Origin of the sequence: Sphingomonas sp. STIS6.2 (assembly GCF_000732685.2) — a bacterium.
Classification (GTDB): Bacteria; Pseudomonadota; Alphaproteobacteria; order Sphingomonadales; family Sphingomonadaceae; genus Sphingomonas; species Sphingomonas aerolata.
Genome location: NZ_JPDP02000041.1, coordinates 335,626 through 358,218, shown reverse-complemented (window position 1 = coordinate 358,218; position 22,593 = coordinate 335,626). Strand labels below are relative to the sequence as shown.

At 67.2% G+C, this 22,593-nt stretch carries 26 protein-coding genes; 12 read left to right on the top strand and 14 right to left on the bottom strand.

The genetic code is table 11. The features are described 5' to 3' along the window. Window positions 1–434: 434 nt before the first annotated feature. Complete coding sequence (locus sphst_RS07885) at window positions 435–1,049, bottom strand: glutathione S-transferase family protein (protein WP_031394440.1); 615 nt, start codon at window positions 1,047–1,049, stop codon at window positions 435–437. A gap of 77 nt (window positions 1,050–1,126) precedes the next feature. Between sphst_RS07885 and sphst_RS07880 the strand changes: the two genes are divergently transcribed. The 5 genes from sphst_RS07880 to sphst_RS07860 all read left to right on the top strand — a co-directional run bounded on the left by sphst_RS07880 (window position 1,127) and on the right by sphst_RS07860 (window position 6,437). After that, on the top strand, window positions 1,127–2,692 hold the full coding sequence (locus sphst_RS07880) for a class I adenylate-forming enzyme family protein (protein ID WP_031394439.1): 1,566 nt from the start codon (window positions 1,127–1,129) through the stop codon (window positions 2,690–2,692). Then, window positions 2,689–3,465: a thioesterase family protein gene (locus tag sphst_RS07875; protein ID WP_031394438.1), complete on the top strand. Its 777-nt coding sequence runs from the start codon at window positions 2,689–2,691 to the stop codon at window positions 3,463–3,465. The genes sphst_RS07880 and sphst_RS07875 overlap by 4 nt, the downstream gene beginning before the upstream one ends. A gap of 148 nt (window positions 3,466–3,613) precedes the next feature. Next, on the top strand, window positions 3,614–4,264 hold the full coding sequence (locus tag sphst_RS07870; RefSeq protein ID WP_234387508.1) for a hypothetical protein: 651 nt from the start codon (window positions 3,614–3,616) through the stop codon (window positions 4,262–4,264). Window positions 4,265–4,348: 84 nt separating this feature from the next. Continuing rightward, the gene (locus tag sphst_RS07865) at window positions 4,349–5,068 is read left to right on the top strand and encodes a response regulator (RefSeq protein WP_031395033.1); all 720 of its coding nucleotides are present in this window, start codon (window positions 4,349–4,351) and stop codon (window positions 5,066–5,068) included. Between the two features lie 52 nt (window positions 5,069–5,120). Next, a complete protein-coding gene (locus tag sphst_RS07860) occupies window positions 5,121–6,437 on the top strand; it encodes a sensor histidine kinase (protein WP_081877652.1) in 1,317 nt (438 codons plus the stop codon). A 144-nt stretch (window positions 6,438–6,581) separates the two neighbouring features. On the opposite strand, the gene sphst_RS07855 is transcribed toward sphst_RS07860, so the two are convergent. The 4 genes from sphst_RS07855 to sphst_RS07840 all read right to left on the bottom strand — a co-directional run bounded on the left by sphst_RS07855 (window position 6,582) and on the right by sphst_RS07840 (window position 11,085). Beyond that, the gene (locus sphst_RS07855; protein WP_031395035.1) at window positions 6,582–7,871 is read right to left on the bottom strand and encodes an MFS transporter; all 1,290 of its coding nucleotides are present in this window, start codon (window positions 7,869–7,871) and stop codon (window positions 6,582–6,584) included. Continuing rightward, window positions 7,871–9,997 (bottom strand): M3 family metallopeptidase, encoded by a 2,127-nt coding sequence (locus sphst_RS07850; RefSeq protein ID WP_234387507.1) that lies wholly within the window; start codon window positions 9,995–9,997, stop codon window positions 7,871–7,873. Before sphst_RS07850 ends, sphst_RS07855 begins: the two co-directional genes overlap by 1 nt. Window positions 9,998–10,135: 138 nt before the next feature. Then, window positions 10,136–10,354, bottom strand: a complete 219-nt coding sequence (locus sphst_RS07845) for a hypothetical protein (protein WP_042466584.1) — start codon at window positions 10,352–10,354, stop codon at window positions 10,136–10,138. Further along, complete coding sequence (locus sphst_RS07840; protein ID WP_031394876.1) at window positions 10,351–11,085, bottom strand: Crp/Fnr family transcriptional regulator; 735 nt, start codon at window positions 11,083–11,085, stop codon at window positions 10,351–10,353. Before sphst_RS07840 ends, sphst_RS07845 begins: the two co-directional genes overlap by 4 nt. A gap of 122 nt (window positions 11,086–11,207) precedes the next feature. Between sphst_RS07840 and gntA the strand changes: the two genes are divergently transcribed. Then, complete coding sequence (gene gntA, locus sphst_RS07835; RefSeq protein ID WP_056406180.1) at window positions 11,208–11,906, top strand: guanitoxin biosynthesis heme-dependent pre-guanitoxin N-hydroxylase GntA; 699 nt, start codon at window positions 11,208–11,210, stop codon at window positions 11,904–11,906. Further along, entirely contained in the window at window positions 11,899–12,480 is a 582-nt protein-coding gene (locus sphst_RS07830; RefSeq protein ID WP_031439601.1) for a DUF1989 domain-containing protein, read from the top strand. Before gntA ends, sphst_RS07830 begins: the two co-directional genes overlap by 8 nt. A gap of 39 nt (window positions 12,481–12,519) precedes the next feature. Here the strand turns inward: sphst_RS07830 and sphst_RS07825 are convergent, their stop codons facing one another. Beyond that, window positions 12,520–12,930 carry a (deoxy)nucleoside triphosphate pyrophosphohydrolase gene (locus sphst_RS07825; protein WP_031396229.1) on the bottom strand — a complete coding sequence of 137 codons (411 nt, stop codon included), beginning with the start codon at window positions 12,928–12,930 and terminating at the stop codon, window positions 12,520–12,522. A 31-nt stretch (window positions 12,931–12,961) separates the two neighbouring features. Between sphst_RS07825 and sphst_RS07820 the strand changes: the two genes are divergently transcribed. After that, complete coding sequence (locus sphst_RS07820; protein WP_414711882.1) at window positions 12,962–13,177, top strand: Flp family type IVb pilin; 216 nt, start codon at window positions 12,962–12,964, stop codon at window positions 13,175–13,177. 120 nt (window positions 13,178–13,297) lie between these two features. Further along, a complete protein-coding gene (locus tag sphst_RS07815; RefSeq protein ID WP_031396231.1) occupies window positions 13,298–13,471 on the top strand; it encodes a Flp family type IVb pilin in 174 nt (57 codons plus the stop codon). Between the two features lie 76 nt (window positions 13,472–13,547). Here the strand turns inward: sphst_RS07815 and sphst_RS07810 are convergent, their stop codons facing one another. From sphst_RS07810 to sphst_RS21490, 4 genes are read right to left on the bottom strand one after another with little or no spacing between them, the layout of a single operon-like run. Next, the gene (locus sphst_RS07810) at window positions 13,548–14,495 is read right to left on the bottom strand and encodes an acetyl-CoA carboxylase carboxyltransferase subunit alpha (RefSeq protein WP_031396232.1); all 948 of its coding nucleotides are present in this window, start codon (window positions 14,493–14,495) and stop codon (window positions 13,548–13,550) included. Between the two features lie 31 nt (window positions 14,496–14,526). Beyond that, complete coding sequence (locus tag sphst_RS07805; protein WP_056406179.1) at window positions 14,527–15,477, bottom strand: tyrosine-type recombinase/integrase; 951 nt, start codon at window positions 15,475–15,477, stop codon at window positions 14,527–14,529. A 13-nt stretch (window positions 15,478–15,490) separates the two neighbouring features. Next, window positions 15,491–17,389 carry a hypothetical protein gene (locus tag sphst_RS07800; protein WP_107045375.1) on the bottom strand — a complete coding sequence of 633 codons (1,899 nt, stop codon included), beginning with the start codon at window positions 17,387–17,389 and terminating at the stop codon, window positions 15,491–15,493. After that, window positions 17,373–17,507 carry a hypothetical protein gene (locus sphst_RS21490; protein ID WP_260171443.1) on the bottom strand — a complete coding sequence of 45 codons (135 nt, stop codon included), beginning with the start codon at window positions 17,505–17,507 and terminating at the stop codon, window positions 17,373–17,375. The genes sphst_RS07800 and sphst_RS21490 overlap by 17 nt, the downstream gene beginning before the upstream one ends. Before the next feature lie 103 nt (window positions 17,508–17,610). Here sphst_RS21490 and sphst_RS07795 point away from each other — a divergent pair, with 103 nt between their 5' ends. Genes sphst_RS07795 through sphst_RS07785 form a run of 3 tightly spaced genes read left to right on the top strand, consistent with a single transcriptional unit; the run spans window position 17,611 to window position 19,387 of the window. Further along, entirely contained in the window at window positions 17,611–18,150 is a 540-nt protein-coding gene (locus tag sphst_RS07795) for a shikimate kinase (protein ID WP_031395245.1), read from the top strand. Further along, window positions 18,147–19,247 carry a 3-dehydroquinate synthase gene (gene aroB, locus sphst_RS07790; protein ID WP_031395246.1) on the top strand — a complete coding sequence of 367 codons (1,101 nt, stop codon included), beginning with the start codon at window positions 18,147–18,149 and terminating at the stop codon, window positions 19,245–19,247. The genes sphst_RS07795 and aroB overlap by 4 nt, the downstream gene beginning before the upstream one ends. Next, window positions 19,247–19,387 carry a DUF2256 domain-containing protein gene (locus tag sphst_RS07785; protein WP_081874135.1) on the top strand — a complete coding sequence of 47 codons (141 nt, stop codon included), beginning with the start codon at window positions 19,247–19,249 and terminating at the stop codon, window positions 19,385–19,387. Before aroB ends, sphst_RS07785 begins: the two co-directional genes overlap by 1 nt. Window positions 19,388–19,403: 16 nt before the next feature. Here the strand turns inward: sphst_RS07785 and sphst_RS07780 are convergent, their stop codons facing one another. The 4 genes from sphst_RS07780 to sphst_RS07765 are packed head-to-tail and all read right to left on the bottom strand — an operon-like array spanning window position 19,404 to window position 22,544. Next, window positions 19,404–19,730: a DUF423 domain-containing protein gene (locus tag sphst_RS07780; RefSeq protein WP_031395247.1), complete on the bottom strand. Its 327-nt coding sequence runs from the start codon at window positions 19,728–19,730 to the stop codon at window positions 19,404–19,406. Then, window positions 19,730–21,493: a cation:proton antiporter domain-containing protein gene (locus tag sphst_RS07775; RefSeq protein WP_031439608.1), complete on the bottom strand. Its 1,764-nt coding sequence runs from the start codon at window positions 21,491–21,493 to the stop codon at window positions 19,730–19,732. Before sphst_RS07775 ends, sphst_RS07780 begins: the two co-directional genes overlap by 1 nt. Beyond that, a complete protein-coding gene (locus sphst_RS07770; RefSeq protein WP_107045374.1) occupies window positions 21,493–21,981 on the bottom strand; it encodes an iron-sulfur cluster assembly scaffold protein in 489 nt (162 codons plus the stop codon). The genes sphst_RS07775 and sphst_RS07770 overlap by 1 nt, the downstream gene beginning before the upstream one ends. After that, window positions 21,978–22,544 (bottom strand): CvpA family protein, encoded by a 567-nt coding sequence (locus tag sphst_RS07765; RefSeq protein WP_031439610.1) that lies wholly within the window; start codon window positions 22,542–22,544, stop codon window positions 21,978–21,980. Before sphst_RS07765 ends, sphst_RS07770 begins: the two co-directional genes overlap by 4 nt. Between the last annotated feature and the right edge of the window lie 49 nt (window positions 22,545–22,593).

Sequence of the window (22,593 nt, the reverse complement as noted above, 5' to 3'; positions counted from 1 at the left end):
CTTCAAGCGCCACAGTCAGGTCACGCCGGATGATTCCGCAAAACGGGGCAGCGCACGCGGCGTCAGGCCAGGTCGCACGATGCTCGCTGATGCTGGGGCTTCAGGAAGGACGGCGGAAGGTACGGCCTTGCCGTCCTTCCGCCTTATCCCCTCTCCAAACTCGTCAAGGCGGCGACCTGTTGGACTGCCTGCCTGGTGATGCCGAGCACTTCGAGAGTGCTGCGAGGCTCAACCACCCTAAGTCCGTCTCTTTCCGAAACTGAACATCAGGTATGGGCAGCTATTGGCATGATTCGCCGGGGGATGCAAAGGGAAGTTCGGGGGCCGTCGCGGATGCCGGACTAAAGTCGGGGATGCCGGCCTGAGAGCCCTCCGACCACGTCGGGCCGGTCCGGAGCACGAGGCCGGGGCCAGGACCCGGGACGCCAGCGGCGCTAGGCCTGAGCGCTGGGGCGGCCCGACGCACGGTCGTGCCAGGCCCTGAGATGCGTCAGCTCGTCCGGAATAGGAATGCCGACGAACGCGGCAAAATCGATCGTCGTCAGCAGGACGATGTCGGCAATGGTATAGCGCACCCCGTCGAGCCATTCGATGCCCGCCAGCGCAGTGTCGAACTCCGCCATGGCTGCGCGGACGCGGGGCCGCTGGGTTTCGCCGAATTCGGTATATTGCGGCTTCACGATCCGCGCCGTCCAGGGATGCGTATGCTGCCACACCAGCGACAGCGGCGTCATCAGCCGCAATTCGACCCGCCGCGTCCACATGTCCACCTCGGCGATATTGTGCGCGCCGTGCCCGAACAGCGGGGGCTCCGGATGCAGCGCCTCGAAATATCGACAGATCGCGACGCTCTCGGTCAGCACGCGGCCATCGTCGAATGCCAGTGCAGGCGTCTGGCCATAGGGGTTCACCGCGAGGAACGGCGCCGCCTTGTGCTCCGCCTTGGGTATCGACACCTGCACCATCGGAATGCGCACCTGCTTTTCGGCGAGGAAGATCCGGACGCGGCGCGGGTTGGGCGCCGGCGAGGCACTGCCGTAGAACAACATCGGCTGGTCCTTTCGCGAGTCGTCTTTTCGAATATCGCGTATGGCATTCGCCGGACACTTCGCCTAGCCACGCGGATATGACGATCGCCTCCGATTTGCTCGCTACCGACTTCGCGACCCTGCCGGATCTGATCCGCGCACACGCCCGCGAACGCGGATCCTCGACCGCCATCGCGGATTCGCAGGGCAGCATCGACTATGCGACGCTCGACCGGACGATGGACCGCGTCGCGGCCGCACTGCAACGCGACGGCATCGCCGCGGGACAGGCGATCGCGATCGTCGCCGCGCCATCGACCAGCTATCTTTCTGTTTTCCTTGGCGCGGTACGGGCCGGCTGTGTTGCGACCCCGATCGCGCCGTCGGCGACTCCCGCAGCGATCGCGGCGATGATCGCGGACAGCGGCGCGCCGATCGTCGTTCTCGACGAGGTCATGGCGCAGGCTCTCGCCGACGAACGCGTCACCGCGCGTATCCTGCTCCTGTCGGACGCCTCCCCGGCGCCCGAGGGGGCCGGCGACGCCGAGCTGTTGGAGAGCTGGCTCGCACCCGATGCCGCACGCCCCACGCCCGTGGCGATCGCGCCTGGCGATGCGTTCAACATCATCTACTCGTCTGGGACGACCGGCACGCCCAAGGGAATCGTCCAGAGCCACGCGATGCGTTGGGCGCATATCGCGCGCAACAGCGCCGCGGGGTTCGACACCGCGGTCACGATGATCGCGACCCCGCTTTATTCAAACACCACGCTGGTCAGCGTCCTGCCGACGCTCGGCTGGGGCGGCAGCGTCGTGCTGATGGGCAAGTTCGATGCGCGCGGCTATCTCACGCTCGCCGAGCGATACCGCGCGACGCACACGATGCTCGTCCCCGTCCAGTATCAGCGGATCATGGCGCTACCCGATTTCGACGCGTTCGACCTGTCGGCGTTCCGCTTCAAGACGAGTACCAGCGCGCCCTTCTCCGCCGCGCTGAAGGCCGACGTCGTCGCGCGCTGGCCAGGGTTGCTCGTCGAGTTCTACGGCATGACCGAAGGCGGGGCGAGCTGCGCGCTCAACGCGACCGCGCATCCGACCAAGCTGCATAGCGTGGGTCAGCCGATGCCGGGGCACGAGATCCGGCTGATCGACGATGACGGTGTCGAGGTGCCGCCGGGCGAAATGGGCGAGGTCGTCGGCCGCTCGCCCGCGATGATGAACGGCTATCACGGCCGGAGCGCTGCGACGCGCGACGCCGAATGGTATGACGCCGAGGGCAACCGCTATATCCGCCACGGCGATGTCGGTCGGTTCGACGAGGACGGCTTTCTTATCCTGATGGATCGCAAGAAGGACCTGATCATCTCGGGCGGGTTTAATATCTACCCCTCCGACCTCGAGGCTGTGCTTTCCACACATCCCGACGTCGCCGATTGCGCGGTCATCGGCATGCCGTCCGAGGCGTGGGGCGAGACTCCGGTTGCGATCATCGTGCCGCGCTCACCCGAGGCGAACCCGGCGGATATCATGGCGTGGACCAACGCGCAGCTCGGCAAGACCCAGCGCCTGTCGGGCATCCATTCGGTGAGCGAACTCCCGCGCAGCGCGATCGGCAAGGTGCTCAAACGCGAACTGCGCGATTCCCTGACGGGCACGGCGGCATGACCAGTCTCCGACAGGCGATCGATGCGCTGCACCCGACCGAGGGCGGCTGGCGCGGGACCGTGCCGGAGAACTGGCTGCAGGGGCGCACCGCCTATGGCGGGTTCTCGGCCGCGCTTGCACTATATGCGGCGCAAATGTCTGACACCGACCTGCCACCGCTCCGCTCGGCGCAGGTCGCGTTCATCGGCCCGCTCTCGGGCGACATAACGATCCGCGCGACGCGGCTGCGGCGCGGCCGCAATGCCGCGTTCGTGCAGGCGGACGTCGAAAGCGCGGCAGGGCTCGGGCTGCGCGCGACCTTCGTCTTCATGGGGCCGATCGCCTCGCGCGTCGACCATCACACCGGCACCGCGCCCGCCTTCGCGGTACCCGACGCCGACACCGCGACCTATCGCGGCCACAGCGCGGTCGCCTTCTCGCGCAATTTCGATCTGCTCGACCGCCGCGACGACAGCGTCGGCCCCGCCGAATGGCTGCGCTGGGTCCGGCTGGCGGAGCGCGACGGGCTCGATCCGATGGTCGAACTGATCGCGGTCGCGGACTGCCTGCCACCCTCGGCGCTCAAGCTGCTCGGCGGGCCGGCACCGCTCAGCTCGATGACCTGGCTGCTCAACATTCTCGGCCCGCAACCGGTGACGCACGATGGCTGGTGGCTGCTGCGCGCGACGACCGACTATGTCCGCGACGGCAGTTCGAGCCAGTCGATGGCGATCTGGAACGCACAAGGCCTGCCGATCGCTGAACAGATGCAGAGCGTCGCGATCTTCGCCTGACCGCCACGTCAGGTCGGCCGCGCGCGAATGTGACCTGCACGATACAGATTGCGACAGTTTATCCCTCACCTGACAAAGCGTCGCGACAGCCGATCGTCATAACCGGGACATTCGATGGGGATCAGCCCCGTCCGACCGGAGATACGCGATGCGCAAGACCCTGCTCACGCTGGCGCTGACAGCCAGCAGCTTTGCCGCCACGGCATGCGGCGCACAGTCCGCCCCCGCCGACCGCGCCGACGCCGCCGCCACCAGCGCCGCCAACCGCGCCGCGCTGCAGACGACCATCGCCGGCCAGACGCAGGCGGCGCCCGCACCGGCCCCCCGCGGTCCCGGTCCGCGGCACGCAGGGCGGATGCGCGGCGGGCCGATGATGCAGGCTGACACCGATCGCGACGGTGTCCTCACCCGCGCCGAAGTCGTCGCGCAGGCAGAGGCCCAGTTCGCCCGATTGGACGCCGACGGCGACGGCATCGTGACCGCCGCCGAACGCCAGGCGGCGCGCGAAGCGATGCGCGACCGTCGCGAGGCCCGGATGGCGGCACGCGGCAAGACGCTCCCGCCCGAGCGCGCAGGCATGGCGGACGGCAGGAAGGGCCAGATGATGCGCGGCAGGCGCGGCGGCGATGACGGCGTGCTCACACGCGCCGAATTCATCGACCGTGCCGGGCAGCGTTTCGACCGGATGGACGCCAATCATGACGGACGGCTCGACGCGGGCGAGCGGCCCGATCGCCGTGCGATGCGCCATGGTCGCGGGCACCGGATGGACCGGCCGGGCGGCGACACCGATCAGTAATCCGCCCCCCTGCCCCTGCGTGCCGGACGGTCTGCGATCGTCCGGCGCTTCCTTTGGACACGCACCATGCTAGACGTCGCCCCCATGGGAGACATGCCGCATCTGTTGCTCGTCGATGACGAGCGTTCGATCCGCGAGCCGCTGGCCGCCTATCTGACCAAGCAGGGATTTCGCGTCACGCAGGCCGGCGACGCGGAAGCCGCGCGGACGCGGCTGACCGCCTATGCGATCGACCTCGTCATCCTCGACATCATGATGCCGGGCGAGGACGGGCTGAGCCTGTGCCGCCACATCGCCGCGACCAGCGACGTGCCGGTCATCCTGCTGACCGCGCGCGCCGAGGAAACCGACCGGATCGTCGGGCTGGAAATGGGCGCCGACGATTATGTCGTGAAGCCTTTCTCGCCGCGCGAACTCGCGACGCGGGTGAAGGTCGTCCTGCGCCGCGCCACCGCGGGCGGCGCACGTCAGCATGCGCCCGAGGCCAATTCCTACGCCTTTGCCGGCTGGGTTCTGAAATCGGGCGAACGCGCGCTGGTCGACCGTGAAGGCGTGTCGGTGCCGTTGTCGACCGGCGAGTACAACCTGCTGCTCGCGCTCGTCACGCGACCGCGCCAGGTCCTGACCCGCGACCAGCTGCTCGATCTGACCCAGGGGCGCGAGGCCGCCGCGTTCGATCGCGCGATCGACAACCAGGTCAGCCGGCTGCGTCGCAAGATCGAGGCGGATGCCAAGACGCCCGAACTGATCAAGACGGTCTGGGGCGGCGGCTATACGCTGGCGGCCGAGGTCATCCGTCTGTGATCGCGCACCCGTGACGGCGTCCCGGCCCTGGCCGCGCAGTCTGGCAGGGCAGATGGCTCTGCTGATCGCACTCGCCCTGTTCGTCGCGCAGGCGATCAATTTCGGGCTCATCCTTCGCGACCGGACCGAATTCCGTCTCGCCCAGGCGACGCGACCGGTGGCGACCCGGATTGCCGATGCGCTCGAACGCGAGGCGCATGCCGGGCGACCGCTGACCGCCGACCGCGGCCGGGTCCGTCGCCTCACCGCCAATCCGCTTGCCCCTTTCGCCTATCAACGGCATCCGGAGGTCGCGGCAGAACTCCGTCGCCAGCTTGCCGACCAGGGGCTGACGGTGGGCCGGATCGATACCGGTCTGCGCCCGGTTTCCGACGACGATGCCGGGTCCCGGCGGCGGGAGGGTCGTCGCAACGCCGACCGGCGGGGCGACCTGCAGGGCCCCACGCTGGTGATCGCGGTCGAACAGCCGGGCCGCGGGTGGCTGGCGATCACCGCGCCGTGGCCGCAACCGGGCTGGCGGCTGCTGTTCGCACTGCTCAGCCAGACCGCGATCCTGTACGTCATCGTGCTGTTGCCGGTGCTGTGGATCGTCCGGCGGATGTCGCGCCCGTTGCGCGATCTGCGCGCTGCGGCGGAGTCGTTCCGGCCGGGCGAGCCGGGTATCGCGCTGTCGGTTCGCGGCCCCGACGACGTCGCCGCGCTGGTCGGCGCATTCAACGCGCTGCGGCTGCGCGTCACCGCGATGCTCGACGAGAAGGATCGGATGCTCGGTGCGATCGGCCATGACCTGCGCACGCCGCTGGCAGCACTGCGTGTTCGTATCGAATCGGTCGAGGACGACACCGATCGCACGCGGATGGCGGACACGATCGCCGAGATGAACCGCACGCTCGACGACATCCTGTCGCTTGCCCGGCTCGGCCGTCCGAGCGAGCCGCCGACCGATGTCGATCTGGCGGCGCTGGTGGACGCGGTGGTCGAGGATTTCCGCGATATTGGTGACAACGTGACCTTCGTCGAGGCGGGCCGGCTGCGGATGCACCTGCGCCCGTCGCTGATCCGGCGTGCGGTTCGCAACCTGATCGAGAATGCGGTCAAATATGGTGTGTCGGCGGAGGTCCGCGTCGAGGCGGATGCGCGCCGCGTCGCGATCGTTGTCGCCGATCAGGGACCCGGGGTCCCCGAGGATCGCATGGGCGACGTGTTCGATGCTTTCACCCGGCTGGAAACGTCGCGCAACCGCGAAACCGGGGGCATCGGGCTGGGCCTTGCGCTCGCCCGCGCCATCATCCGCGAGGCCGGCGGCGAGATACGCCTCGTCAACCGCACGGGCGGCGGCCTGGACGCGATCATCGAACTCCCGCGCTAAGGCCAAATCGGGCGCGCACCCCTGCCCAAATCCGTCATCCTGGGCTCGACCCAGGATCCAGAGCCACGCATGCTGCGACATTGGGCTCTGGATCCTGACTTTCGTCAGGATGACAGAGGTTGTGAGGTGAGCGGGCCGAAGCCCCTAGTCCTCGACGATCTGGCTGTTGGTCCGCGTATCCTTCATCCGCAGATACACGATCAGCGACACCGCGATCATGCCGGTCACATACCAGTAGAAGCCGCGCTCGAACCCGGAATCCTTGAACTTGAGCGCGACATATTCGGCGGTCCCGCCGAACAGCGTGTTGGCGAGCGCATAGGGCAAGGCCACACCCAGCGCACGGATATGCGCAGGGAATAACTCAGCCTTCACGACTGCGTTGATCGAGGTGTAGCCCGTCACGATCAGCAGCGCCGCCATCACGAGCAACCCGGCATAGACCGGGTTGGTCGCCGTCTCGAGCGCGGTGAAGATCGGATAGGTGAACAGCACGCCTGCAATGCCGAACGCGATCATCAGCGGCTTGCGGCCGACCCGATCCGACAACCCGCCCGCAATCGGCTGGAGCAGCATGAACACGAACAGCGTCGCGGCATTGATCTGGCTCGCCACTTCGCGGCTGAAACCGCTCGTGTTCACCAGGAACTTCTGCATGTAGATCGAGTAGGCATAGAAGGCGAGCGTACCGCCTGCGGTCAGAAGCATCACCGTCATCGTCTCGCGCGGATGCTTGGTGATCAGCTGGAGGAAGCCCGACTTGGGCTTGCCGTCGCCCGCCTCGGACTTGGCATTCTCGAAGCTCTGCGTTTCGGCCAGCCCGCGACGGATGTAGAACACGACCACGGCCAGGACCGCACCGATCGCGAACGGAATGCGCCAGCCCCAAGAATCGAGTGCCGCCTCGCTCATCGTCGACTGCAGCACCAGCAGCACGCAGATCGCGAGCAGCTGGCCCGAGATCAGCGTGACATACTGGAACGACGAGAAGAACCCGCGGCGATCCTTGCCTGCCATCTCGGTCAGATACGTCGCCGACGCGCCATATTCACCGCCGACCGACAACCCCTGCATCAGGCGTGCGATCACCAGCATGATCGGCGCGAACACGCCGATCGTTTCGTATCCCGGCGTACATGCGATGATCAGCGACCCCGCGCACATCAGCGTGACCGCGACTGTCAGCCCCGCCTTGCGGCCGTGGCGATCCGAATAGACCCCCATGATCCACGCGCCGATCGGCCGCATCAGGAAGCCGACGGCGAAAATCGCCGCCGCACTCAGCAGCTGCGCGGTGCGATCCGTTGACGGGAAGAAATGCGGCGCGAAGTAGAGCGTGAAGGCGGAATAAACGTACCAGTCGAACCATTCGACGAGATTGCCCGTCGATCCGCCGATGATCGCTTTCAGGCGAGTTTTCTGATCGGGGGCCATTATTTCGCGTCCTGTGCGGCTTGAGTTGGGGCGAAGCCGCGCTTCTTGAGCAACGCGTTCACATCCGGGTCGCGACCGCGAAAGGCGCGGTACGCCTCGGCACGATCGGTCTCGTTACCCGTCGACAGCAGGAGCCTTGCGAACTTGTCCGCGGTCGGCTTGTCCCAGGGGCTGCCCGCCTCCTCGAACGCGGCGAACGTGTCCGCGTCCATCGTCTCGGACCAGAGATAGCTGTAATAGCCCGCCGAATAGCTGTCGGACGAGAACAGATGCTGGAACTGCGGCACGCGGTGCCGCATCACCAGCTGCTTCGGCATGCCGATCTCGGCGAGCGTCGCAGCCTCGAATTTGTCCGGGTCGATCACGCCATTGGCCACGGTGTGGATCTTCATGTCGACGATCGCCGACGACAGATATTCCGCGGTGGCAAAGCCCTGGTTGAACGTCCGTGACTTCTCGATCTTGTCGAGCAGGTCCTGCGGCATCGCCGCCTTGGTCTGGTAATGCCGCGCATATTTGTCGAGCACGTCACGGGTCAGCAGCCAATGCTCGTTCACCTGACTCGGATATTCGACGAAGTCGCGCGGCGTCCCTGCAAGGCCCGGATACTGGACGTTCTGCAGCATCGCGTGGATCGCATGGCCGAATTCGTGGAACAGCGTCTGCGCATCGTCGAGGCTGATCAGGATCGGCTCGCCGGGTGCGCCCTTGGCGAAATTGTTGTTGTTCGAAGACAGCACCAGCTGCGCCGGGGCCAGCCCGCGCTGCCCGCGATAGGTGTTCGCCCATGCGCCCGAGCGCTTGCCGGTCCGCGCGAAATCGTCGCGGTAGAACAGCCCGACATCCTTGCCGGCCTTGTCCGTCACGCTCCACACACGCATGTTCGGCTCGAACACCGGCACCGTGCCGGTGATCTCCTTGAAGTTCAGCCCGTACAGCCGGTTGGCGGCGTAGAGCGATCCCTGGATGATGTTGCCGAGCTCGAAATACGGCTTGAGCTGCGCCTGGTCGAGATCGTAGCGGCTCTTGCGGACCTTCTCCTGATAGAAGCGGTAATCCCACGGCTCGATCGTCAGCGACGTGCCGGCGATCTTCTGCATGTCGGCGACTTCCTCGGCGACGCGCCCCTTGGCGGCGGGCCAGACACGCATCATCAGGTCCATCGCCGCGGCGGGCGTCTTGGCCATCGTGTCCTGCATCCGCCAGTCGGCATGCGTCTTGAACCCGAGCAGATGCGCGCGATCGGCACGCAGCTTGACGATCTGCGCGATCGTCGCGTTCGTGTCGTTGGCATCGCCGTTATCGCCGCGATTGACGAACGCGCGCCACACCTTCTCACGCAGGGCGCGGTCGGTCGCGTAGGTCAGCACCGGATCGACCGCCGAGCGCGTGTTGACGATCGCGAAGCCCGGCAGCTTGCGCTCGGCCGCCGCGGCCCTGGCGACCGCCTTCACGCTGTCGGGAAGCCCGGCCAGCTGCGCCTCGTCGGTCACCGAGATGGCCTTGCTCTCGTCGGCGAGCAGCTTCTCGCCAAAGGTCGAGAACTGCGTCGCGAGCTGCTGGTTATACTGAGACAGCTGCGCCTTCTGCGCATCGTTCAGTTTCGCGCCCTGGCGCACATAGCTGTCATAGATCCGCGTCACGAGCCGGATCTGCTGCGCGTCCAGCCCACTCGAGTTGCGCGCGTCGTAGATCGCCTGGATCCGCGCAAACAGCGGCTTGTCGAACGTGATGGCATCCGACGCGGCGGAGAATTTGGGCGACCATTCGCGGTCGAGCTTCTGATAGGCGGGCGTGTTCATGTTGCCCGTCATCACGCCGAACAGCGTCATCACCTGCCCGTAGCGCTTGCCCGCAAGCTGCATCGGCACGATCGTGTTCGCGAAGGTCGGCTTGGCCGGGTTGTCGGCGATCTTGCGATATTCGGCGGTGCGCTCGGCGAGCGTCGTCTCGAACGCCTGCGGGAACAGTTCGGGGCGAACCTTGTCCCAGGGCGGCACCCCGCCGGCGGGGCCGGTCCAGTCGGCAAGCAGCGGATTGGCGGAGGGCGCGACCGCGGTCTGCGCCATGGTAGATGCTGACGCCATCAATGCGGCTGCACTGATCGCGAGGGATAGAAAATGCACATGGTTCTCCCGGACGATGTTGACGCCATCATAGAGACAATGTGCAGATGCGGAACCCCGCGTACCGCGGCGGCACCCCCCGGCCCGCGCTGGCAGGCCGTGTCCATGGTGCCAAAGGACCGGTCAGGCTGCCCGGGACTAGACGTCGTCAGACGCCTCTGAATGCCCATCCATAGCGTTTAAAGGCGGGGTCTGCTGTTCAGCCAAACGTGCCGCCTCGATCAGCCGGCGGCCCGTTTCGGCCGCCGCCGCGGGCGTCATCGCGATCGCCAGGCCATTGGGACCATCGAGCGTCACCTGCCCCTGCTCGGCCGCCGCTACGCCCGGCTCATCCTCCGGCTTCAACCTGTCGTTCATGCAAAGGCTCCGGCGGGGGTGGCGCTCGTCCCGTAAAGATAGTCGGGCTGAAATTCACCAACACTCGCCAGCCCGGCTGGATCCATGATCTCGACGGTATTTGCCCGGAATGTCACCAGCTTGCGCTCTCGCAGCAAGCGCAGCACGCGATTGACATGGACGCCGGTGATGCCGCAGGCCTCCGCCAGATCGGGCTGGGTCATCGGCAGCGTGTAGCAGCCGTCCTTCGCCAAGCCGACCATCGCCAGCCTTGCGTAGATCTCGCAGAACAGATGCGCCACGCGGCCCTCGGCGCCGAGCCGCCCCATCCGGAAAATCCATTCGCGGTGCATCGCTGCATCCAGCAGCGTGCTGAACCAGAGCCGCTGCGTCAGATGCGGATGCCGTTCCGTAATCGTCTTCAGCGTCGCATGGTCGAACGTCGCGACCTTTACCGGCCCCAATGTGGCGACGTCATGATCCAGCCGCTTCATCGGGAAGGCGTGAAGATCGACAAAATCCCCCGGGATATGGACGGCGACGAGCTGCCGCAGACCATCCCGATCATCCATGTAACGGCAGATGAACCCTTCGAGCAGCAGGGTGCTCGTCTGGACGGGCTGGCCGGCACGCACGAGGCGATGGCGCGGCGGCAGCGACCTTACCTCGGCGACGCTGTCCTCCAGGATCTGCTTTTCCTGTGCGCTCAGGTCCTCGCGGCCTCGGCCCAGCAAAAATTTTTCCGTCAGCATGCCTGTTTCCCCACCGCAATACCGCGCACGTGACGCGCTCATCAGCGGATTCATATTGATCGAGATGAGTCAATCGCGTCGAAGGCGAAACAAAGCCGCCGGCCATCTGTTCCTCGTCGACCATGTATCAGCCGCAATCCCAAAACGACCATCCGCTCGCACGCGCGTTCATCGCGACGATCAAGGACACTGCCTTCCCGTGTGTCGGCGCCAAGTCGGCGCTGGCGAAGGGGCAGATGGACATCATCGTTGCGCGCGACCTTCGATCGGCATGGGACGACCTGCGCATCCTGCCCATGTTGGGCGACACGGTCCGCAAATATCACCAGGATCGCGCGATCTTCCGTACGCTCGTGGTGTTGTTCGAAGGCCCGGCCGACAGTGCCACGCACCTGAGCGAAGAGGAATTCGAATCGCACCTCTGGGCGCGGGCCCAGTCGCTGAGCGACAAGGACGCGTGGCTAGGCCATCGTCCCGATCCCTCGGTCAGCGCCGATCCCGACGATCCGCATTTTTCGCTGAGCTTTTCCGGCGAGGCGTTTTTCGTCGTCGGCCTGCATCCGCAGGCCAGCCGCCCCGCGCGTCGTTTCGAGGCGCCGGCGATGGTGTTCAACCTCCACGATCAGTTCGAGGTGCTGCGGACGCAACAGCGCTACGACAAGTTGCGCACGTCGATCCTGGCGCGCGATCTCGAGCTGGCGGGGTCGATGAACCCGATGCTTGCGCGGCACGGCGAATCGAGCGAGGCACGCCAGTATAGCGGGCGGGCCGTCGACGATTCTTGGAAATGCCCGTTCAAGCGGAGCAGTGCGCATGGTTGAGACGATCAGTCCCCGGTCCGGGACCGCCTTCACGCTCGATCGTGGCCAGACGCTGACCGTGATCGATCCCGAGGGTCGGCAGGTCGCCGATCTTCTGGCTTATAGCCGCGCCGACACGCGCGAGGTGATTTCGTCGGGGCGGACGCTGGACTATGCCAGCCGGCTGTATCTCACCACCGGCGACCGGCTCTATTCGAACCGCAGCACCGTGATGCTCGACATCATCGCCGATGATGTCGGCCGGCATGATTTCCTGCTCACGCCGTGTTCGAAGGAAACCTTCGCCATCATCTACGGCGACACCGATCCGCACCGGGGCTGCTTCGGCAATCTCGCGGCGGCGCTCGCGCCTTATGGTATCGAGCCGGATGCGATCCCGGTCGCGTTCAACTGCTTCATGAACGTGCCGATCGATGGCACGACGGGGGCGTTTACCGTCGAACCACCGCTCAGCCGCGCCGGCGACACCGTCACGTTCCGCGCGGAGATGGACCTGATCATCGGCTTGACCGCCTGTTCCGCGCTCCAGTCCAATGGCGGCGCGTTCAAGCCGATCCAGTACCGGATCGACTGACGCAATGTGCCCTTTGGCGCCGAAACGCCGAGGGTGCGCTTACAGCAAGGCGTCGAGCAGTCCGATCAACGGCCGGTCGGCAGGTGGCATCGGCAGGTCGTGCATGTCCGCCGGGCGGACCCAGCGCAACGCGGATGCCTCGAGCGCGCGAGGCACGCCGATCCATTTGCGCGTGATATAGAGCAGCAGGAGCAGATGCCGGTCGTCGAGCGGCGCGCTGGCAAACGCGGCGGGGGCAAGGCAGGCCTGCGGCACGGTGATCGCCAGTTCCTCTTCAAGCTCGCGGATCAAGGCGGCTTCGGGCGTTTCGCCTGGCTCGACCTTGCCGCCCGGAAACTCCCACAGCCCGGCCAGCGAGCGGCCCTCGGGGCGCTGCTGCAACAGGACGCGGCCATCCGCATCGACCAGCGCGGCGGCGACGACCGGCAATAGGTAAGCGGCTTTGGTCATTCGTTAATCTCCGCGCTGTATAAGGCACGCCATGAGGCCGAAGCTGATCGTCGTAAAGACCATGCGTCGCAAGATCCGCGCCGCTGCGGCCGCGCTTATCACCGATCGGCGCGGCGCTACCGCAGTCGAATACGGCCTTATTCTTGCGCTGGTCGTTCTCGGCATGATTGCCGGACTCGTCTATCTTGCTGATGGCACCACGGCGCTCTGGGGTATGCTGCACAACCGAGTGGCTAACGCGCGCTAACCATAGCAAAAATCCGCCCGTTTAAGCTTTTCTCAATGGGTCACGTCTAGTCACGAAATTGCTGATCCGGTGTAGCCCCGGGCGGCCGGGTGACTGATGCTTTTAACGATGGAGACCGGAATGCAGACGCTTCGGAAGATTTTCAAGAATACCAAGGGCGCAACCGCAATCGAGTACGGCCTGATCGCCGCGCTGATCGCCGTCGCAGCCATCGCCGCGATGCAGGGCCTGGGTGGCAGCCTGAACAAGACGTTCAACAACGTCTCGACCAAGCTGAACGGCTCGACGACCTGATCTGCTCGGTCCCAGGATCGAAACGAAACGCATAGGGCGGCGGATCTTCGGATCCGCCGCCCTTTCGTTGTCGGGCTCAGAGACGGCCCATCTTGAGGAACTTGGCCTGGCGCTCCTTGCGCAGCTCGACCGGCGACAAAGGAACGAGCGAGTCGAGTGCATCCGTCAGCGCGCTGCCCAGCGCGTCGATCGCCACCGCGCGGTCACGGTGCGCGCCACCCAGCGGTTCGGGGACGATCGTGTCGATCACGCCGAACGCCTTTAGATCCTGCGCCGTGATGCGCATCGCCTCCGCGGCCTCGGCCGCCTTGTCCGCGGTACGCCACAGGATCGACGCACAGCCTTCGGGGCTGATCACCGAATAAATGGCATGTTCGAACATCAGCACGCGGTTGCCCGCCGCCAGCGCGACCGCGCCACCTGATCCGCCCTCGCCGACGATCGCCGAGACGATCGGCACGCCTGCGTTCAAGCAGGCTTCGGTCGACCGGGCGATCGCCTCCGCCTGTCCGCGCTCTTCCGCCTGGATGCCGGGAAACGCCCCCGACGTGTCGACCAGCGTCACGATCGGCAGGCCGAAACGGTCCGCGAGTTCAACGAGGCGGATCGCCTTGCGATAGCCCTCGGGCTTGCCCATGCCGAAATTGTGCCGCAACCGGCTCGCGGTATCGTCGCCCTTCTCATGGCCGAGCACCATGATCTTGCGGCCGCGGAACGTCGCAAAGCCTCCCAGGATCGCCTGGTCGTCGCCGAACGCCCGGTCACCGGCGAGCGGCACGAATTCCTCGAACAGCGCGGCCGCATAATCCTTGAAGTGCGGCCGCTCGGGATGGCGCGCGACCTGCGTCTTCTGCCACGGCGTCAACCGGGCGAATGTGTCCTTCAGCAGCTTGTCGGATTTCGCCTGCAACCGCATGATATCGGCGGACAGATCGAGATTGCCATCGCTGGCGGTCTCACGAAGTTCGTCGATCCGCCCCTGCAGTTCGGCGATGGGTTTCTCAAAGTCGAGGAAGCTTGGCATCCGCGTCGGTTACGGGGCGCGCGCCGGAACGTCAACGTGAGGTCGCGTGCTCAGGATCGGTCAGGGGGTGGCGGGTGTTGACGAGCTCGATGAGTTTGCTCGCCTCGACATGCGTATAGATCTCCGTGGTCGCGATATCGGCATGCCCGAGCATCACCTGCAACGCCCTCAGATCGGCGCCCCCCGCGAGCAGATGCGTCGCGAAGGCGTGGCGCAGGACATGCGGGCTGACGCGGTCGGGGGGCACCCCCGCCTCTGCCGCCAGCGCCTTGACGATCTGGTACAGGCGAATTCGTGACAAATGCCCCTTGCCTGAGGGGAACAGCCAGGGCTGATCCGCCGCGACGTGCGTGCGCCACAGCGCGACGGCGGCACGCGCCCGGTCCGAGATCGGCACGAGCCGCTCGCGTCCGCCCTTGCCGCGCAGGATCAGGAACGGCCGGTCGGGGTGCACCGCGGCGCGTGGCAGGCTGACGAGCTCGGTCGCACGCAGCCCCGATCCGTAAAGAAGTTCGATCAGCGCGGAGAGCCGCAGGTCGACCGGATCCATCGGATCGCGCGCCACGCGCTCGACGATCGCGGCGAACAACCGGTCGACATCGCCGTGGCTGAGGATCTTCGGCAAGGGGCGTGCCGTCCCTGGCCGCGGCAGTGCCTTGCCCGGATCGTCACTGCGATGCCCTTCGTCCGCGAGAAATCCGAAGAACCGGCGCAAGGCTGCAGACTTGCGGCCGACCGTCGCGCGCGACAGGCTGCTCCAGCTGTCCGCCAGCCGCCCCAGCGCATCGCCGTCCGCGCCCGCCAGCGCACCCTCGGCAACGCGTGATGCGAGCATGAGATCGCTGCGATACGCCGCAATCGTGTTCGGCGCAGCGCCCGATTCCGCCGCCATCATCTCGAGGAACCGCTCGATCAGCGCCCGGTCGCTCGCCGCCGGCGGCGCGCGCTCGACCGCATCCGCCCCGGCGACCGCATCGGTCATGATCGGGCCCGCGTCACGCGCGCGCGATTGCCTCGGCCGCGATCATACGCGCCTCGCCCTCAAGACCCACAGCGCGCAACGCGGCGACGATCCGGTACAAGGCCTCGGGCGGCATGCCGTGCCAGCTGGCGGTCTGCATGCCCGTCGCCGCGAGCAGCGCGACCGTCCCCGGCTGGCCCGCTCGCGCTGCCTTGTCAAGCGCACGCGTCCAGCCATTTTCGGTGCCGATCGGAACCGCCAGCGCCTGCGCGGCGCGTTCGATATCGCCCGCGCTCAGACGCCCGAGACCGGCCAGTCCGGCGAACAGCAGACGCTGCTTCAGGGCCGAATCGCCACGGCCACCGCTATAGGCCGCCAGATCGCCATAGCTCAGGCGACCGGTCGCATCGGGATCCGTCAGCGCGATCATCGCCCAGCCATCGCCCCCCTTGGCGACCGTGCCGCGCCAGCGCGCCGCAGTCCGGTCGAGCCCCGCGGACAGCATCGCGGCGACCATCCGGTCCGCATCGCGTTCGCCATTTGCGGGCGGGATCCGTGCCGCCGCCCGCGCGGTCAGCACCATCCGGGCATAGGACGGCCAAGCATCTTCCGCTTTGCCCCAGATCGATCGCAGCGCGGTCATCCGGCCTTCGGCATTGCGGTCGGCATAGGCGGTGCGCAGGTCCTGCACGGTCGCGGCCACCGCGCTCTGCACGCTGTCGTCCGCCTCCGCTGCGGCGTAGAGATCGACCAGCGCTGCGCTCGACAGCACCCCTTGCGCCGCGGCGGCGTCCGCAGCGGGCAGGCGGTCGGCGATCGTCATCGCAGGGGACAGCGCGCGCCAATAGGTCGCCTGCACGCCCACGGTACGGTACAGCGCATCGGGAACGGCGACGCCGGTCGCCATCGCCAGGCCGAACCGCCAGGAGGTCAGCTGGTCGACCGAATCCCATTCGATCGTGACCGCCTGACGCCCCTGCCCGCCCGCGCCAACGACCTTCTGCGCGAGCAGCATGTCGACGCCCGACGCGACGTTGCGGCGCCGTGCCGCGGTGATCAGCGCGCCGGCCTGGGTCGGCGATCCCGACAGCCCCGCGCACATCGCCTGCGCCATGATCCAGCCACGCGCTGGCGCGCGTTGCATCGCGCCCTCGACGAGCGGGCACAACGCCCCCGGATCGCCCGCGGCGAGACCGGCGTTCATCGCCACCTGATAGAGTTTGGGCGTGTAATTGCCGGTATCGACGCCCTGCACCACCGCACGCGCGGCGACGGACTCGCCCATGCGCAGCAACAGCCAGGCGCGCTCGGCGGCGAAATCCGCGCCGTTGACGCCGACCGGGGTCTCGACCCGCGACACGAGCGCTCGCCGCAACAGGATCGACATCCAGCGCGACGGGAGCGGCGCACTCAACCGCCGCATCAGCGTTTCGAGATAGGGGCCCTCGGCATCGCCGAACGCGTCGGCCGCAAGGCCGCCCTCGCCGGGACCGATCGGCCCCACACGGTCGAGCGAACGGCGGGCCGAGGCCGGCATCTCATATTGCGCGAGCACCGCCGGATCGATCGGTGGCGGCGTGTCAGCGGCAGGCGTCGTCGTCAGCGGCGCAACGCTGTCATCAGGTGCGGGCAGCGGCTGGATCGTCGCCATCCCGGCCGGCGGCGCCGGAACGGGAGCGCCGGGGGACGCGGTCGGCCCCGGAGACGGGGTCGTCGGTGCGGACCGGGCTGGTGCCTGTCCGGGCGGCTGGGACTGCGCCGGGCTGGCGGACGGGGGAGTCCGCCGCGGTGCAGGCGCCGGTGTTGGCGTCGTGTCACCGAAACCGGGCGGCAGGAGCGATTCCGGTCGGTCCTGCCCGATCGCCGGCGCGAGCGCGGCAAGGCTGCAGGCGGCGGCGAGCGCCGCCAGCGTGACCTTAGGACAGGTTCGCAAGCGTCACGGCCTTCTCGACTTGCGTCTGCGGGCGCTCGGTTGCGCGACCGGCGAGCAGGAACAACCCACCGACGACGACGACCAGGATAACGACGACCGAGACTATCAGGCGGGACATACGCAAAACCTTGTAATGACTGATAGGACATTGCTGACGGATGCGAATAGGCATGCGGATGCCGTTTCCCCCCGCGCAGTGCCGCTGTATAGCGCGGACCGCGATGTTGCAAAGCCACAACCCGATTGCCCCCTGGAGCGGCCCCCCGATCGTGCTCGTCGGCCTGATGGGCGTGGGCAAGACCACCGTCGGCCGCCGCCTCGCGCACCGCTTGCGGCTGCCCTTCGTCGACGCCGATCACGAGATCGAGGCGGCGTCCGGCATGAGCGTGAGCGAGATCTTCGCCAAATATGGCGAGGCCTATTTCCGCGACGGCGAGCGCCGCGTGATCGCGCGGCTGATCGACGGCACGCCGAAGGTCATCGCGACCGGCGGCGGCGCGTTCATCAACGACGAGACGCGCAGCCTGATCCTCGCCGAAGCCACCGCGATCTGGCTCAGCGCGCCGCCCGAGATCCTTGTCGAGCGCGTCGGGCGTCGCAACACCCGCCCCCTGCTGCGCAACCGCGACGCGGGCCAGGTGCTTGCCGAGCTCGCGCGCGTCCGCAACCCGATCTACGCCAAGGCGCATATCCATATCGCCAGCAACAAGGCGCCGCACGAGGCGACCGTCGCCTCCATCCTGAAAGCCATCGGCCTATGACCGTCATCACCGTGAACCTGGGCGCACGGACCTATCCGATCCATATCCGGGCCGGGCTGCTCGAGGATGCCGGCGATCATCTGGCGCCGCTCGCGCGCGGTCGGACGATGGCGATCGTCACCGACGAGAATCTGAGCGGCCATCTGGCGACGCTGCAGGCGTCACTCACGGCGCACGGTGTCGCGAGCGAGGCGATCGTGCTTTCGCCCGGCGAGGGATCGAAGAGCTGGGCGACGCTGGAACGGCTGTGCGACCGCCTGCTCGACATCGGCATCGAGCGCGGCGATCACGTCGTTGCGCTTGGCGGCGGGGTGATCGGCGATCTTGTCGGCTTTGCCTGCGCCATCCTCAAGCGCGGCTGCCGCTTCGTCCAGATCCCGACCACGCTGTTGGCGCAGGTCGACAGTTCGGTCGGCGGCAAGACCGCGATCAACACGCGCGCGGGCAAGAACCTGATCGGCGCCTTCCACCAGCCGGCGATGGTCCTGATCGACCCGCAGGTGCTCGACACGCTGCCGATCCGCGAGCTGCGCGCGGGCTATGCCGAGGTGGTGAAATACGGGCTGATCGACGACCCCGCCTTCTTCGCCTGGTGCGAGACGAACGGTGCGGCGTTGCTCGCCGGCGACATCGCACTGCGCGAATACGCCATCATACACAGCGTGTCCGCCAAGGCGCGCATCGTCGCGGCGGACGAACATGAGACGACCGGCACGCGCGCGCTGCTCAATCTGGGCCACACCTTCGGCCATGCGCTCGAGGCCGAGACGGGCTTTTCGCAGACGCTGATCCACGGCGAGGGCGTCGCCGCGGGCTGTGCGCTGGCGTTCCGCTATTCCGCGGCCCACGGGCTCTGTTCGCGCGACGAGGCCGATCGGGTGGCGGCGCACTGGCGCGCTGTTCAGCTCCCCGACGGACTGGCCGGCGCGCATGTCGCCGCGGATGGCGCGACGCTCGTCGATCACATGCGCCACGACAAGAAGATGGCGGCGGGCACCCTGCCCTTCCTGCTCGCCCACGGGATCGGCCGGACCTATCTCGACACGACCGTCGACCTCGCCGATGTCGCCGCCTTCCTCGATGCGGAGCCCCGCTGATGCCCAATGGCGTCGCCAAGCAGAACCTGCCGACGAAGATTTGCCCGGCGTGCGAACGGCCGTTCACCTGGCGCAAGAAATGGGCGCGGGACTGGGATTCGGTGATCTACTGCTCGGATGCCTGCCGCAAGAAACGCTAGCGCATGAACAAGGAAGTCAGCTGCGCGCCGCGCTCCACGCCAGCCACAGCCAGCCGCCGATGAGCAGCGCGCCGCCGATCGGCGTAATCGCACCCAACCAGCGCGGCGCCCCCAGCGCCATGGCGTAAAGCGTCAGCGCAAAGATCGCTGCACCGATGACGAACAGCCATGCCGGCCCCCGCGCCTCCATTCGCACCGCGATTAGCGCCGCGACGACATGGATCAACTGATACTGCGCGCCCGTCTTCAACCACTCCACAGCAGCACCGCTTGCGCCATGCGCACCGAACGCGCCTGCCGCGACTGCCATGGCGCCCGACAGCGCCGCCAGAACCACGAGCATCATTGTGGATCATTCCCCCATGGAAAGCGCTGCGCGGTTTCGGTGCGCGCCGCGCGGATGTCGCCGGCTGCGATCTGGATGCGCAACCGCTCCTTGTCGCGCGCCCGGTACGCTTCTTCGGCACGATCGATCTCGGCCGGCGCAACGCCGAGCCCACGTAGTGCCAGCCGCGCCATCTTTACCGCCGATTCGAGAACCTCGCGAACGACATAGGTCGCCGGGCCGTTCTTCAGCTTGACCAGCGTACGGCGATCGAACGCGCGGACATAGATCTCCGCCTTGGGAAACGCCTCGTGGATCGCCGCGATCGTCTCGGGTTCGATCTGATCGCCGTCGATGCACATGCAGATGAGTTCGGCGTCCGCCGCCCCCGCCTGACGCAACAGGTCGAGCCGGGTGCCGTCGCCATAATAGACCTTGGCGCCGAACTCGCCGGCAATGTCGATCATCTCGATATCGGTATCGATCAGCGTGACGGGGATGCCCTGAGCGAGGAGCATCTGACCGACCGTCTGCCCGAACCGGCCATAGCCGACGATGATCGCATTGGCGCCATCGGCGACGGGCCCCTCGCGATCCGTGCCCGGTGCGATCGGCTCGGTCCTGAACCGGCGGGTGATCCCCATCAGGAACGGCGTCGTCGCCATCGACAGCGTGATGATCGCGCCGAACAGGCTCGCCGCTTCCGGATCGATCAGCAGCCCCGCCTGTGCCTGTGCGAACAGCACGAACCCGAATTCGCCGCCCTGGCTCAGCAACAGGCCGAGCGCGAAGGCCTGCCGCCAGGTCATCTTGAACGCCATGCCGATCGCCATGATCACGCCGGTCTTCGTCGCGATCAGTGCCGCGGCCATCGCCAGCACGAACAGCGGCCGCTCGGCGATCGCGCCGAGATCGAGCAGCATGCCGACCGCGAGGAAGAAGAGTCCGAGCAGAATCGATCGGAACGGCTCGACATCCGCCTCAAGCTCATGCCGATACGGGCTGTCCGCGAGCATCACGCCGGCGATGAACGCACCGAGCGCCGTCGACAGGCCGAGCCATTCCATCACCGCGGCGCTGGCGATGACGGTGAACAGGCCGGCGAACACGAACATCTCGCGCTCGCCCATATTGCCGATCAGCCGGAAGAACGGCCGCAACAGGAACCGCCCGGCGATGATCAGCCCGACGACCGCGGCGACCGTGTAAAGCGCTAGCAGCCATCCAGGAGGCGCATTCGCATCGGCGGGATTGCGGCTCATCGCCGCGACGATCGTGATCAGCGGGACGATCGACAGATCCTGGAACAACAGGATCGAGAAGGCGCGCTCGCCAAAGGGCGTCCGCATCCGCCCCGAGGATTGCAGCATTGGCAACACCTGCGCGGTCGACGACAGCGCGAGCGGCAGTCCCAAGGCGAGCGCGGCGGGCAGCGAGAAGCGCGCGCCGAGCCACACGATCGCGGTGATCGCGAGACCGCAGGCAACCACCTGCATCAGGCCCAGCCCGAAGATTTCATGCTTCATCCGCCACAGCCGGCTCGGGTTGAGCTCGAGCCCGACGATGAACAGCAGCAGCGTGATACCGAGTTCGGCAAAGCCGAGCTTGGCCTCGGCGTCGCCTACCAGTCCCAGGACATGCGGCCCGACGACCGCCCCCGCGACGAGATAGCCCAGCGTCGCGCCGAGGCCGATCCTTCGGAACAGCAGTACGAACACCAGCCCGAAGCCGAGCAGGACCACCCCGTCCCGCAACAGCGACGTCGGCGTGCCGTCATGCATCAGACATCGGTCCCGGCAGATGCGCTCGCGGGGGCCGTGACCGACACTTCCGCATGACCCGACGCGCTGTTCGCCGCCGTCTCGGCCGCCTCCGCCGCCGCTTCGAAGGCGAGGCGGATCGACGGATGCCGCGCGGTATAGTCGAGTGCGGGTGCGAAGACATCCATCCCGGGCCAGTCGGGCGCCTCGCCGGTGCGCGCGAGCCAGGCGGTGATCGCATCGCGTGCCGCCGCCAGCTCCGCAGGCGTCCGCCCGACGATGCTCGAGGCGAGCAACGACGAGGACGCCTGACCCAGCGCACAGGCGCGCACCAGCAGCCCAACCGCGGCGACGCGGCCGTCCGCGCCCATATCGACGTCCACCGTCACGCGGCTGCCGCAGATCGGCGAGCGGCGTTCCGCGGTCGCCATCGGCGCGGTCAGGCGCTCATGATGGGGAATCGACGCGGCAAGACGCAGGATCTCGGCATTGTAGAGGGGGGCGTTCATGGGGTCGGCTCACTTGCGGTATCGGATCGGGAGACGTTCGGCTTCGTGCCGAACACCGGTTTGCCGCGACGGCGGCGATCGACGAAATCGGCGATGCTCGCGCTCGTCGCATTGAGCAGCGGATAGGTGCGCGAGCGGGTCATCCATTCGGGCCGCCGCGCTGCCCCGCCACTCATCGTGTCGATCACCAGCGTCGCCAGCAGGAAGACGAGGCTGGCGAGGATCAGTCCCTTCAGCGCCCCGAACCCGAACCCGAGCGCGCGGTCGACCGGCCCCAGGATCGACGTCCGCGTCCGCGCGCCGATCGCGTTGGCGACGAGCCGCCCGCCGATATAGGTCAGCCCGGTGATAAGTGCGAAGGCAAGGACCGCCGCTCCGCTGACCGTCCCGATGACCGGCGTCAGCGCGGCCGCGACGGGGATGTGGAACAGCTTGAGCATCGCGACCATCGCGACCCAGGCGAACATCGACAGCACCTCGGTCACGAACCCGCGAATCAGGCCGAGTACGGCGGCGCCGGCAACCGCGAGCAGGACGATGACATCGAGGGCGGTGAGGTTCATGATGTCTGGAATAGGGACGAGCGCCGCGGACCGCTAGTGCAGCCGCGCG